General features: G+C 59.4%; 11 protein-coding genes. 3 read left to right on the top strand and 8 right to left on the bottom strand.

Annotation, left to right across the window (positions count from 1 at the left end; genetic code table 11):
* The first annotated feature begins 269 nt into the window (after nt 1–269).
* Complete coding sequence (locus NA78x_RS09750; protein ID WP_425618248.1) at nt 270–1,739, top strand: sigma-54-dependent transcriptional regulator; 1,470 nt, start codon at nt 270–272, stop codon at nt 1,737–1,739.
* Nucleotides 1,740–1,941: 202 nt separating this feature from the next.
* Here NA78x_RS09750 and NA78x_RS09755 read toward each other — a convergent pair whose 3' ends face one another.
* From NA78x_RS09755 to NA78x_RS09770, 4 genes are all read right to left on the bottom strand, one after another.
* The gene (locus NA78x_RS09755; protein ID WP_425618249.1) at nt 1,942–4,188 is read right to left on the bottom strand and encodes a WD40 repeat domain-containing serine/threonine protein kinase; all 2,247 of its coding nucleotides are present in this window, start codon (nt 4,186–4,188) and stop codon (nt 1,942–1,944) included.
* Nucleotides 4,181–4,792 carry an RNA polymerase sigma factor gene (locus NA78x_RS09760; protein WP_425618250.1) on the bottom strand — a complete coding sequence of 204 codons (612 nt, stop codon included), beginning with the start codon at nt 4,790–4,792 and terminating at the stop codon, nt 4,181–4,183. Before NA78x_RS09760 ends, NA78x_RS09755 begins: the two co-directional genes overlap by 8 nt.
* 196 nt (nt 4,793–4,988) lie before the next feature.
* Complete coding sequence (locus NA78x_RS09765; RefSeq protein ID WP_425618251.1) at nt 4,989–6,383, bottom strand: efflux RND transporter periplasmic adaptor subunit; 1,395 nt, start codon at nt 6,381–6,383, stop codon at nt 4,989–4,991.
* Between the two features lie 154 nt (nt 6,384–6,537).
* Nucleotides 6,538–6,897 (bottom strand): nuclear transport factor 2 family protein, encoded by a 360-nt coding sequence (locus NA78x_RS09770; RefSeq protein WP_425618252.1) that lies wholly within the window; start codon nt 6,895–6,897, stop codon nt 6,538–6,540.
* Nucleotides 6,898–7,029: 132 nt separating this feature from the next.
* Between NA78x_RS09770 and NA78x_RS09775 the strand changes: the two genes are divergently transcribed.
* Nucleotides 7,030–7,416, top strand: a complete 387-nt coding sequence (locus tag NA78x_RS09775) for a winged helix-turn-helix transcriptional regulator (RefSeq protein ID WP_425618253.1) — start codon at nt 7,030–7,032, stop codon at nt 7,414–7,416.
* Between the two features lie 32 nt (nt 7,417–7,448).
* On the opposite strand, the gene NA78x_RS09780 is transcribed toward NA78x_RS09775, so the two are convergent.
* The 4 genes from NA78x_RS09780 to NA78x_RS09795 all read right to left on the bottom strand — a co-directional run bounded on the left by NA78x_RS09780 (nt 7,449) and on the right by NA78x_RS09795 (nt 11,003).
* The gene (locus tag NA78x_RS09780) at nt 7,449–8,744 is read right to left on the bottom strand and encodes an MFS transporter (RefSeq protein WP_425618254.1); all 1,296 of its coding nucleotides are present in this window, start codon (nt 8,742–8,744) and stop codon (nt 7,449–7,451) included.
* A 408-nt stretch (nt 8,745–9,152) separates the two neighbouring features.
* A complete protein-coding gene (locus NA78x_RS09785) occupies nt 9,153–9,647 on the bottom strand; it encodes a hypothetical protein (RefSeq protein WP_425618255.1) in 495 nt (164 codons plus the stop codon).
* Between the two features lie 97 nt (nt 9,648–9,744).
* Nucleotides 9,745–10,464, bottom strand: a complete 720-nt coding sequence (locus NA78x_RS09790; RefSeq protein WP_425618256.1) for a hypothetical protein — start codon at nt 10,462–10,464, stop codon at nt 9,745–9,747.
* Nucleotides 10,461–11,003, bottom strand: a complete 543-nt coding sequence (locus tag NA78x_RS09795) for a hypothetical protein (RefSeq protein WP_425618257.1) — start codon at nt 11,001–11,003, stop codon at nt 10,461–10,463. Before NA78x_RS09795 ends, NA78x_RS09790 begins: the two co-directional genes overlap by 4 nt.
* A gap of 200 nt (nt 11,004–11,203) precedes the next feature.
* Between NA78x_RS09795 and NA78x_RS09800 the strand changes: the two genes are divergently transcribed.
* Complete coding sequence (locus NA78x_RS09800; protein ID WP_425618258.1) at nt 11,204–13,417, top strand: NfeD family protein; 2,214 nt, start codon at nt 11,204–11,206, stop codon at nt 13,415–13,417.
* Nucleotides 13,418–13,423: the final 6 nt, after the last annotated feature.

Consider the following 13,423-nt stretch of genomic DNA (forward strand, 5'->3'; position numbering starts at 1 on the left):
GCGGTGTCCGCAGACTTTCCGTACTGAGCGAAAAGCGGTCACCGCCAAGCAGTCGAGCTGCCACTCCTCCTGCTTTGGGCCCGAAGGCGACCTATTCCTTAGGCTTGCGTTCGTTTTGCCACCTGCCACAATAGGGTTGCTTCGTGTGAGAATTTGTCTGTAAATTCGTCTGGAAGTCGCCAGCGCCTGGCAAACTCAGCCACCTGCACTCCCCCCTTTCCCATCCCCTGTTCATGCTCCATAACCGAATGGTTCCCCGGGAGTTCTGAATGCCTAGTGTCCTTGTCATTGACGATGATCGCACCGTAGTCCACTTCATCCGGAGTGCCTTCAAGGGGCAGGATATCGAAGTGCTGGCTGCGGCGACGGCCGAAGAAGGCCTCAAACTGCTGAAGTCTGGTAATCCCGATGCGCTCCTCCTCGATATCCTGCTGCCCAATACCACCGGCTTGAAGCTATTCGAAGAGATTCGCGAGATCGACAACAATGTCCCCGTGATCTTCATCACCGCTTCGGGTGAGAGCGATACCGCCATTGAGGCTATGAAGCTCGGCGCGTTCGACTTCCTGCTCAAGCCGTTGGATGTGGCCAAGGTCAAGCACCTGGTCGATCAGGCGCTCGAAATTCGTCGACTAACAGCGATCCCTGTCGAAGTGCCCGAAGTAACCGCATCGGCCAAGAGCGATCAGGCATTGATCGGCCGCAGCCCGCAGATGCTGGAAGTTTACAAGTCGATCGGCCGCGTCGCGCCCCAAACCGTCACCGTCCTCATTCGCGGCGAAAGTGGTACCGGCAAAGAACTGATTGCTCGGGCGATCTACCAGCACAGCTTGCGCAAGGGGAAACCCTTCCTGGCGGTCAACTGTGCGGCTTTGCCCGACGCGCTGCTCGAAAGTGAGCTATTTGGTCACGAAAAGGGTTCGTTCACCGGCGCCGATCATCGGCGCATCGGCAAGTTCGAGCAATGCAACGGCGGCACCATCTTTTTGGACGAAGTGGGCGATATGGCCCCGCTCGTGCAAGCCAAGCTGCTGCGGTTGCTGCAAGAACAACGATTCGAACGCGTCGGCGGCAATGAGACGATTCAGACCGACGTGCGGATCATCACCGCCACGAATCGCAATTTGGAATCGATGACCGAGGCAGGAACCTTCCGCCCCGACTTGTATTACCGGCTCAACGGTTTTGCGATCAAGTTGCCGCCGCTGCGCGATCGCGGTGACGACCTGCTGCTGCTCATCGAGGCGTTTCTGTTCCGCTTTTCGCGAGAACTGAACAAGCCGCTGCAGCGCGTGTCGCCCGATGCGCTCAAGATTTTGCTCGAGTACAACTGGCCCGGTAATATTCGCGAGTTGCAAAGCGTGATTCGCAAAGCGCTCTTGAACTTGACCGGTCCGGTCCTGGTCCCCGACTTCTTGCCCGAAGAGGTTCGCGAACCCCGGCGCGATCCCAACGAAGCAAACAACTTCGGTGGTGACGATTCCGGCCGCGACCTTGGTCGTTTCCTCGATGGCCGCCTGGCAGCGAACTCGGAAGACATCTACGCCGAAGCGATCGATTTCATGAATCGCTACGTCGTGACTCGGGTGCTGAAGAACGCTGGCGGCAATCAATCGCGGGCGGCGAAGATGCTCGGCATTACCCGCGGCAGTCTGCGGAGCAAGACGCAGACGATCGGCCTGAAGATCGACCAGGTCGTCTCCCAAGACGAAGCTGGCAGCGATAGCGACGACGAGTAAGCCGCGAGCGGAATCGACGTAAGCCGGTGCACCACTAAAACGAGGGGCGTTCAACAATCGGCTTGATTGTTGAACCGCAGATAGCGCAACTCTCGAGGAAAACGTGAGGTGCGCGTGCTACAAGGCCCGCCAAGTTGAACAAGTTGGTGCAATTGGAGATCGCTGCCGCCAAAGTTACGGCGCGATGAGCCTTGCTCTGGCGCTACTTCACCGGCCAGACATCGGCCGAGCCATCACGCCCGCCCGAGACCAGCATTGAGCCATCGTTGACGAAGGCCACCGTGTGTACCGTAGCTTTGTGGCCGAGGTAGGTGGCCAGCAGTTTGCCGTCGGTGGCTTGCCATAGCCTGACCGAGCCATCTTGGCCGGCGGTGGCCAGCTTGGTGCCGTCGGGCGAGTAGGCGATATCCCACAGGTCGCCGCTGTTGCCGTCCCACGACTGCAGCAGCAGGCCGGTGCGAACATCCCAGATGCGGATCTTCTTGTCCCAACCGGCCGAAGCCAGCTTGTGACCATCCTTGTCGAAGGAGAGCCCGTAGACTTGCCCGGCATGTCCTTCAAGCGGCAGCTTTTGAGTCAGTGTTTGAGCATCCCAGAGATGGATCGTTTTGTCGGCTCCACCGGTAGCCAGTGTCTGGCCATCGGGCGTGATCGCCACGGCGAAGATCGACTTCGATTGCCGGGCCGTCGCCAGAGGCTCGGTGGATGTTGTGGAGTACTTGAACAGGCTGCCGTCGCGGCCGCCCGCATAGAGGAACTTGCCATCGCGCGAGATCGCCAGGCCGCGAATCGCAGCCTCGGTCTTGATTTCAAGCAGAGGCTTTGGTTGCCCCAGTTTCCAGATCTTGAGCAGGCTGTCGTCGCCCGAGGTTGCGAGGAACTGACCGTCGTGAGCGTACTGCGCGTTCCAGACGAGTCCATTGTGGGCATCGAGCGTGGACTTCACGGTCTTAGTCGGCAAGTCCCAAAATCGCACGCTGCCATCTTCGGTCGCCATCGCCAGCGTTTTGCTCGTCGGATCGAACGACACCGCCCAGACCGGTCCCGCGTTCGCACTTAGGACCGCAATGGGCTCGGCCGAGGAGACGGGCGCCACTACCGCCGGAACCGACGCCCCGCCGAACATGCCGCGAATGAGCGAGCCGGAGAATAGACCCAATGTGAGCAGGGCCGCGCCAACGACCGCGATGGTCAGGCGAGTGCGAAACCTTCGTTGACGGATTTCGATCTGGCAGACACCGGGAAGTTCGTCGGACGATGTCTTCAGGTGGGCCCAGTGATACTCGAGTACTTCGGCCAGGTCGCTGGCTGTCTGGTAACGGTCGGCGGGCTTTTTGGCCAGCAAGTCGTCGATGGTTTCCGAGAGCCATTCGGGCACGGCGGGATTCACTTCCCGCGCGGGCTTGTGTTTGACTTCGGTGATTTGCTTCAAAATGGCGAGAGCTGAACCGCCGGTGAACGGAGTTTGCCCGGTCGCCATTTCGTACAGGATGGCGCCCAAGCTGAACAAGTCGCTGCGCGGGTCCGGCTCGCCACCGAGCGCCTGCTCGGGAGCCATGTAGAGGGGCGTGCCACTCACAAAGCCGGTGCGGGTGAGCTTCACATCTTCGGCAATGCGCGCCAGGCCGAAGTCGGTAAGCTTGACACGGTCGTGGGGCGGTTCGAGCAGGATGTTGCCCGGCTTGATATCGCGGTGAATCAGTCCGAGCGCGTGCGCGGCGGCTAAGCCGCGGGCTGCTTCCATACCGATGCGGACGATCTCTTTGGGCGGCAGGATCTTCTCACGAGCTAGTTTTTGTTCGAGCGTTTCGCCCGAGATGAGCTGCATGACGAGAAAGGCAATGCCATGGTCGCCCGAGCGTTCCACCTGGTGAACGGCGACGACGTTCTCGTGGGTGACCGAAGCGGCCGCGCGCGCTTCGCGGCAAAATCGCTGCTTGCCGACTTCGTCCTCGGCGTATTCCTGGTCGAGCACTTTGATGGCCACATTGCGCTGCAGCTTCGAATCGAAAGCTTCCAGCACGACACCCATGCCGCCGCGCCCGAGGACGCGCATCACATCGAAGTGCGCGAGCCGGCCGAGGTACGAAGGATCGCTGGCCGGTTCTAAAAAGTCGAGCTTGGCTTCGCGCGAACGGGGGCGCGGTGTCGCCACGGCAGCACCGGCGGGGCTCTTGGGCACGCCCGCTTGATGCACGGCGGCATCGACGGCTTGCAGCGCTGGCCAATAGGCCGAGGTGGCCATCGGTTCGCTTTCGGTCATGTGCTGGACGACGCTCGAAAGGTTCGTGCCGCCGGTGGCGAGTTCTTCGAGCTTGGCCTGGCAGCATTCGCAGCGATCGAGGTGCGAAGTCAGGTCTTGTTGTTGATCGCCCGACAGACCAGCGCCGAGCAATTGCTGTAATTCGCCGGTGGGGGGGCAAGCGGTTGCGGTTTTGTTGTTACTCATCTTCCTGCCTCCGCAGCGTATCGACTTCTTCTTTCAAGCGGGCGAGGACGCGACTCTTGGCGACGTAAATCGCTCCGGTCGACAGTCCAATCTGCTTGGACACTTCGCCAGCCGACTTTCCCTCGACGGCGGTGAGCCAAAACGCCTGCCAACTGCTTTCTTGAAACTCGGTTTTGATCTTTTCCATAGCGATCGCTGCGATTCGCCGCTGGTATTCGAGTTCCCAGGTATCTTGTCCATCGCTCTCGGCTGCCGCGGTCTGGTCCAACATTTTGTTCGTCGTGGTATCGCCCGAACCTTGCGGGCGAATGCGGCGGGCCGACAAAAAGTTGAAGATCTTGTTGCGGGTGATGGTGAACAACCAGCCCCGAAAAGTTCCCTGCTTGCGGTCGTAATCCAAGCGACCGATGGCCGACGAGACGCTGCGCATCACGTCTTGCATCAGGTCGGCAGCGTCGGCGTCTTGCAGCCCGCGTCGGCGGGCAAAGCCATAGATCACTGGACCGTATAAACGAGAGAACTCCTGCCAGGCGACGTGATTTTCGCCATCGCGCAGTTGCACCAAGAGACTGGTGCGTGTTACGGGTGAGTCGTCCACGGGCATAGTTGCACCTGTAGGGACCGCAGGCTGTCACTTCTGAATTTGCGGCGATCATGTCCCCTACCTGTGCATATCTTACGCGCTTTGTCTCGGTTCGACGATGGGCACTGGCAGCCACGATTGGTTTGCGGTAAGCGGTCATTGCTGGCTCCTTTCTCATCGTCGAGGTTTCAAACTTCGAACTCGAAACTAAACCTTGTCACCGCTGGGCGACCTTCGTCTCTCGTTTCACTTCGACCTGGCTGCCGCTGACAAGATCATCGGTCGGGTTAACGACGAGTTGCTCATCGCCACGCACACCGGAGAGAATCTGCACTCGGCCGCCAAGGTCGCGACCGAGTTTTACCTGGCGAAGTTCAAGTTGGCCGTTGCTCCCCACCACGGCGATGTGCGGGCCGTCGATGCGCATCTGCAGTGTGTTGGCAGGAATGGTCCAGCCACTGTTTTGGTGCGGAGTCGTCAGCGTGACCTGGACATAACTGCCAGGCTGCAACTGAGCCGTGGTGTTTTCGAGTTCAATCTCGGCGAGCATCGTGCGATTGGTCGAATCGATTGACGAAGCAATTCGTGTGACCGAAGCCTCCGTTGCCGAGGCATTGGATTCCGGCAAGTTGATCGTCGCCGGCACGCCCACGCGGACCAGCGCGGCGTTCGACTGCGGCACGCTCACCTGCACCCGCACACGGCTCATATCTTCCAGCACATACAACTGCTCGGTCCCCGCAGTGACGAGCATTCCCACTTCAGCGGAACGGCGTGTGACCACGCCCGAGAAGGGCGCCACGATTCGCTTGAAGCTCTGCAGTTCTTTGAGCCGTTCGACATTCGCGGCACGGCTGGTGGCCGTAGCTTGGCGAGCGGCAATTACCGCATCGCGAGTTTTCAGGCTCGTGCGGCGGCGGACGACATCGGCTTCGGCCGAGACAACGTCGGCTGTGCGAGTTTCGAGTTGCTTTTCGAAAGTATCGAATTCTTCCTGCGAGATCGCATTGCGCGAGACCAGTTTTTCGCGGCGGGCCAGTTGGGTACGGGCTAGTTCCACTTCGGATTGCACTCGCGATAGTTGCGCCAAGGCAACACTTAACTCCGCTTCGGCTTCGCTTCGTTCAGCCTGGGCTTGCACGGCGGCAGCATTGGCTTCGGCCGCTTGCGCCACTCCCTCGGCAACTTCCTGGTCGAGTTCCGGAGTCTCTAGTTCGGCGAGCACGTCACCGGCTTTTACTGTGGCTCCCAGATCGACGTGCCAGGCCGTTAAGTAGCCCGTCACGCGAGCGTGCAACGTGGTGGTTTGCCAGGGGCGAATATTGGCCGGCAACGTCACATTCGCCGTTTCGGCCGGTGCGGGCTGGGCGACATTCACCACGCGGCCTGTCGCTGCGTGCTCGGTAGCTGGGTGCGATGTTGCCGGGTGCGCTGTTTCTGAATGGACATAATCCCAAGGCTGCAGAAAACCGAGCACTGCTCCGCCGGCCGCTACGGTCACAGCGGGCCAAGTAAGGCGCTGCCACGACCACTGTGCGGGTGGGTTTTCGCGGCTGACTTGAATAATCTGAGAGCGGGAGCGAGCAGCGGTTTGAGTGGTCGGGGGGGACATCGTCGGGTTCCTGACTACGGGTGATTCAAGCGGGCTTACCCTGAATTACCGCCCATTTCGCCGAGCCTTACACTGGGCCGGCGAAATGGGGCCAGCGAAATGCAACTCTGACCCTCGAAACCAGGCTGGAGCCTCCCCCTCGCGAATTGCCACATTAAGCTGTTTGCTCAACGGCCAACCGGCAGGCCAGTTCGACGATCTTGCCACTGCGCACTTGCAAGTGTTGGTTGATGAACAGCGGATCGGGAAGGCCCGTTTTGTCAAAGGTTCCGTCGACCTTCGTGGTGAGAACGGTTTCGCCGGCAGATTCACTCTCGGCAGTAGGTTCCAGCGAGACATTCACCGCGAAAATTTCTCGCTCGCTCCAGTTTTTAATCTGCTCAAGTCCGCGGTGGGTATGCCCCGCATCGTGTACGACGGCATCTTCGGCAAACAGACGCTGAAAAGCCTGGACGTCGCCTGCGTTCACAGTGCGGACATACTCGGCGGCCAGGGAAGAAAATGGTGCGGACATCGGACAACCTCGTCAGTACAAAGTTCGTTGGAAATGAGCGGGGACAATCCTGCTCGCGAACCGAACTTTACGAACGATGCTTTACGAAGTAAAGTAGATTCTTAATACACACTAACTTTACTTGAGGAAAGCATGGCCAAGCACACAGGCCCGTCGCGAACCAGACCCGAAGACAACTTGCACGAGCCACTGGCTCGGCTGCTGAAGATTTTGTCGAGCCCGTGGACGATGCTGCTGCTGCATCGGCTACACATCGAAGGGCCAAAGCGATTTGGCGAACTCAAACGCCGGCTCGGTGCGATTTCGACCAAAACGCTGACCGAACGACTGCGGATGCTCGAAGCCGAAGGCTGGCTCACTCGGCACTACGAGCCGACCGTCCCGCCGCAGGTGACGTACACCTTGGCTGAACGTGTGCTGGAACTCGATGCGGTGATGGTCGAGCTCGATCGCATCGCGGAACGGTGGTACGGAACTACCAGCTTGCCGATGGCGAAAAAAGGCAAGCCGCGCTCTTGATACAAGATAACTACTGCCGAGTCGCAGTTGCTTTAGCCGTGATCGGCGACTGGCAGCAGCAAGGAGGATTCTTCGACGACACGCAAGCGCGAGGCGGCGAACAAGCTGAGGAGCGTGATGCCGCAGGCCACAATGCCGACGGTGCCAAAGTGGTGCAGCTTGCCGTCGGGTGTTTGGGTGATGAGAAAGCCGGCCAGGTAAGCGCCGATGCCACTGGCAATGTGCTGCATCGACGAGTTGGCGCTCATGAAGCCGCCGCGCATCTCGGGCTTCACACTACTGGTGATCATCGCCATGGCAGCGATCATGCGCCCGGCATTGCTGACCATCAAACAGCCCACCACCAGCACGGCGAACACGACCGAGACCGGTGGCAAGAATGTTACGGCAATCAGCAGCAATGCCGAGAGGGGCGCAATCACGCGAAACACCTGCAGCTTGCCATACCAGTCGGCCAGCTTGCCCACGATGGGAGCGCAGATCAACGTCAGTGCGCCACCCGCGACATAGACCCAAGGCAGTTGAGCTTCGGTCATGCCGACGTTGCCCACCAGATACGGGCTGATGTAGGGAATGACCATGAAGCCGCCGATCATCAGCGCGGCGCTCAAGGCGAAGGCAATCAAATGATTCGGTGCGCTGAAGGTATTTGCCAGCGACCGCAGGGGATGCGTGTGCACTTTTCCCAGGTGTCCGCTGAGCGAAGGCAAGGTAAACGCAGCGATCAACAGCACCGGCAAGCCGAGCACGACGAGGGCGATGAACGGCATGTGCCAGCCATAGTGCGTACCGAGATACAACCCAAACGGCACGCCCACCACAGACGCGACCGCAAAGGCTGACATCAAAAAGCCAGTGGCACTGCCGCGGCGATGTTCGGGGAAGACGTCGCCGACGATGGCCATCGCCATGCCACCAAGAATTCCGCCGAAGGCGCCGGTGAGCACGCGGGCGGCTACGAGCGCCCAGTAGTTGGGCGCGACGGCGCACAGCAGGGTGCCGATCAAAAAGCCGGCATAGATACTGAGGAACGCGGTGCGGCGCGAGAAGCGGTCGACGATCGACGAAGCGACCAGACCGGCCAAGCCTGCAGCGAAGGTGTACGAGGAAACGATCAGGCCGAACTCAGCGGGACCGATTTGAAACGACCGCATCAGCTGCGGACCAAGCGGCATCACCACCACGAAGTCGACGATACTGGTGAACTGAACCGAACCGAGGACCAGCAGAACGATCCACTCCGTCAGTCGAGCTGCCTGATTGGCTTCCACTTGCTCCAGAGAAAGGGACTCACTGGCTAAGGCGGGCGATTCGTACGGATTGGACATCGAACTTCCTGAGCTTCCGAGCAGCCTGATCGTTCAGGCGAGCATGCTGCATGATTCTAGCAATGGGGTCGAGCGCGACCAGCGCGCAGGACCGCCTTCCTGGCTGATTTACCGAGAGGGAACCGACAACTTACAGACAAAAGGTCGTTTCGCGGGTTCACGCGAAATGTCGTCGCGCAAGACATGCTGGCGGGCGACAATGGCCTGCCAGCAGATCACCTTACAGCGAACGCAAGTTGCCAACTAGTTCTTTTCGGGGGTGTTCACAAACCACCAGCGATTGTGATCGGAAACTGCAGTATCTCTCGGGTGCGGCGCGCGGCGGTACTCATGACCCGGCCGGTTTGTGAACACGCGTTTACCGAGCAGTGAGGCAAAGGGGCAAGTTACGTCGCGGCAACACGCACGCTAGCGTCGGACGGCGGCCAAGGCTTCGCTGGCCGATCGGCTGCCAGTTTGGTCGCCACGGCCGGCGGCCTGGGCGAAATCACCTCGCAATGTCTTCAGGGCGTAACGCTCTTCTTCGATCTCAGGCTGGGTGCGAATGCCGTACGCGCGAAAAACAGGTAGAGGCGGGCACCAGCCTTGGACGGCGTGCTGCAGAAGAAAGCCAGCGACGGCCATCGGCATCAAAAAGAAGCGCCGGTCAACGAGCAAGCCAAGCGTCGAGAAGGTGAGGATCGCCGTTGCGGCATTCGCCTCAAGCGTGCGTTCGATATCCCACTCTTCGTCAAGCTCTCGCAAGCGACCATCAATGGCGGCGCGACCTTGACGGGCGATCCGCGAGACTCGCTCCTTAGTTTGTTGAGAGATCCGCTCGTTGTATTCGTCAGCCGTATTCGCGGGGACGCGATCTACGGTGCTGGGAATGCGGGGCAACATTGCTGTGAATGATTCGGCCATGATGGCTCTCCTGTATGCCAAGAAAATTGGGCTAGTGGAGAGCACTGAGAGCAAACTGGATGCCACGCGGGCCGCTTTGAGCGCGTGGACTTGCCGGCTATTGCTGAATGGTCACTTTGGCATCGTCGATGACATAAACCGACCAGGTAAAATCTTCGCGGGTGTCGGGCCTCACGCGCAGGACACCTTCGACCCGAACCGTGCCGCCGTGATACGTGGTTTTTGTACCCGGCGTTAGCTTGATGTCGGCCAAATGGTCTGCTTGGCCGCCGTCACCGTACTTGCATTCTTTGTTGCGGAGCAGAATGAACGAATCGAACTTGGTGCTATCGCCGGGGTACATCACCCCCGTGAGCGACACTCGCTGGCCATCGAGTTCCTTTTGTTCGTCCTTTAGCATCCACGGGCGATACACCATGTTGGCCTGCATGCCGAGGATGATGTTGTCGAACGTGATCTTGATCGGCTCACCGGGCTTGCGCGGCGTGCGGTCAGCTTTGGGGCGAATCGATGGGTTGGCATCGCTGTTTTTGGGCTCTTCTTTTTTGGGCGCTTCCTTCTTCTCTGGCTGGGCTGGTTCCGCTTGAGCCACTTCGGTGGTTGCTGGTTCCGCGGCAACTTCGGCGACTGGCAGTTGGGGCAGTGCGATGTCGCTCGCAACCGTCTCGCTGACTGGTGCTTCGTGGGTGGAGTCTGCGTCAGCGGTATCGTTGTAGGTGAAGGTCGATTCAATCTTCACCGTCGAGGTTGGACAACCCGTCAAAGTGAGCAACGAGCCAGCGAGCAGGGCCACGGCAGTGAGGTAGGAAATGTTCATTCGATTGACGTTCCTGCAATGCGATACAGCGACCAGGTGTTGCCGTTTTCGCCTTTCATCGGGACGACGCTAAAAATACCTTCCACCGTTCGTTCTTGATTGTTAAACGACGTGCGGAGCTTGCCTTGCAACTCGACTTCGATGGCGTGATGGGCTTGCCCACCGGGACCAAACGGACAATCGATCTCGCGCAGCAAAAAGAAGGTGCGAATATTATTCCGCTGAAAGACCGCCCCGTGCATGAACCCTTTGATTCGCACGGGCTTCCCTTCCAGCACCTTCACTTGATGCTTGAGCATCCACGGTTGATAAACGGAATCGGGCTCCATGCCAATATCAAGCCGCTCCCAGGTAATGTCTTCTGTCACCGGCGGCTCGGGTTCGGCGGGTGGTTGCTCTTCCTTCCCATTGCTCGCGGGCGACTCTTCGGTTGCCGTCGGTGTGACCTGCGCAACCTGGGGAGGCAGCGTGGAATGGCTGCAACCGCCCATGTGGAGCAGGGTAAGCGAGGCAATTGTGAAGAACACCGGGTAACGCATACTGCATTATCTTAGACGGATTCGGCAGGGAGAGGAAATTGCCAGCTGCTGGCAGCGAATACCGTTTAAGGAACTAAGAAACTTGCCAGCTGCCCGGCAGAGTCCAGCAGCCTATAATAGAAAAACCTCTCTGGTTGCGGTCGGCCCGCTTTACTGCCGGGACACGATCGTCACGAGGAACACCCGCCGTGGTGCTGACCATGCCAAGGAACCCAAATTCCATCCCTGCTCGCGGCCCGACCACATTCGGGCTGTTGTCGCTATGCCTGTACGCATTGCTCCAGGCGCCAACGAGCACGTCGCTCTGGGCTCAAAACGAACAGCCCCCAGCGGCTGATAAGGCTGCAGCCAATAAGCCTGCCGAAGCACTCGCCGTCTTAGTGCAGGTTCCTTTGCCACTCACTGGCAACGTCGATCAGCTAGTGCAAAAGCAAATCGATCGCGCTCTGAAGCGGTTGCCTAAAGACGCCAAGCGCCCCACGCTCATTCTCGAGTTCCGCGCGCCGCCCGACGGCGTGATGGCGGGTAGCGATTTCGGCCGTGCCCATACGCTGGCCAAGTTCCTTGTCAGCGATGTGCTCGCGCAAGTGAAAACCGTCGCCTATCTGCCGCACAGTGTGCAGGGGCATGCCGTATTGCCGGTGCTCGCCTGCGAACAGATTGTCATGGCAAAAGAAGCGGAACTTGGCGCTGCCGGCGTCGACGAAAAACTGCTCGACGAGACCATGCGCGGCGCTTATCGCGAATTCGCCCAGCGCCGCCGAACCCTGCCCGCCGCCATCGCGCTTGGCATGCTCGATAGCGAACTGGAAGTCTTTAAAGTCTCGACCAACGATGGCATTCGTTACGAAGCAAGCGAAGCACTTGCTGGCTTGCGAGCCCAGGGAGTCGTCACCAAGGAAGAGACGGTATTTCGGGCCGGCGAAACACACACACTCAGCGGCAACGAAATGCGGTTTCATGGCTTTGCGACACATCTGGTCGAAGACAAGTCCACCCTGGCCGCGGCTCTGCAGCTTCCTCCGACGGCGCTTCGCGCACTAGCTGTGCCCGAAGAAGGGTGGCGGCCCATTCGTGTCGATATCGACGGCCCCGTCACCAATCAAAAAGTGAGCTGGGTCAAACGCGTCGTGGAAGACCATCGCCAGAAGAACGATTTCAACCTGCTCTGTTTGTTTATTACCAGCGGCGGTGGCAATATTACCGAAAGCATGGAACTCGCCTCTTTCCTGGCCGAACTCGATAAAGATGTGCGCACGGTCGCCTTTGTGCCGCGGCAAGCATTGGCCGATGCGGGGCTCATTGCCTGGGCCTGCGACGATTTGATCATTGGCGACAATGTCACCATCGGTGGACCGGGCGACGTGACGTTCTCCGCCGCACAGCGAGAAGCGGCTCAAGCGCCGTTGCAACGCATCGCCTCGCTCCGGCAGCGAAACTGGTCTCTGCCCCTAGCGATGATCGATCCCCAGGCCGAAGTCTGGCCCTATCAGCGAGCCGGATCGCCCGACATGCTCTACCTGTCACCAGCCGAATGGGCAGCGCTGGACAACAACCAAGAATGGCAACGAGGTCCGAGCGTGCTGCGACTGCGCAGTGGCATCGACACCAAGACAGCGGTCGAAACAGGTCTGGCGACCCACGTCGTGCAAAACCAGGAAGAGTTCAAGAGCCTGTATCACCTCGAGGGCGATTTGCCGTCCGCGAAGTCCAACTGGGCGCTCGCCGCCATCGAATGGCTGGCCGATCCTAAGTTGGCCGCGATGCTTCTCTTCATTGCCACCTTTGCGCTGATGGTCGAGTTCTCGTCGCCCGGTCTCGGCGTGGCAGGCTTCATTTCGCTCCTCTGTTTTGTGCTGTACTTCTCCTCTCAGTTTTTGCATGGCAACGCGACAGGGTTAGAAATCTGCCTGTTCATCGGCGGCATTGCTTGCGTCTTCATCGAAATCTTCGTCGTGCCCGGCACGTTTGTGTTTGGTGTCGGCGGCGGCCTGATGATTGTTTCTTCGATCGTGCTGGCGAGTCAGACGTTCGTCGTTCCCAGCAATACCTATCAACTGAACCAGATGCCGATCTCGCTGACGATTCTCGTCGTGGGAATTGCCGGGGGTATTGCTGCGATTGCGGCCATTCGTCGCTTTCTGCCCGATACTCCGTACCTCAACCGCATGATGCTCAAGCCGCCGCAACACGAAGAACTCGAAGAACGGCTGGAGCGCGAACAATTGGTCCACTGGGCGCATCTTGCTGGTAAGCGCGGCACGACAACGACGGCGCTCTTCCCCTCGGGCAAAGCGCTGTTTGGCGATCACCTGGTCGATGTGGTGAGCGCCGGTGAGATGATTCCCAAGGGGGCCGACGTGGTGGTGACCGATGTGATTGGCAGCCGAGTGCTCGTACGAGAAGTCAGTTAGGCGTGT

The sequence above is a fragment of the Anatilimnocola aquadivae genome (assembly GCF_049819085.1).
Lineage (GTDB): Bacteria > Planctomycetota > Planctomycetia > Pirellulales > Pirellulaceae > Anatilimnocola.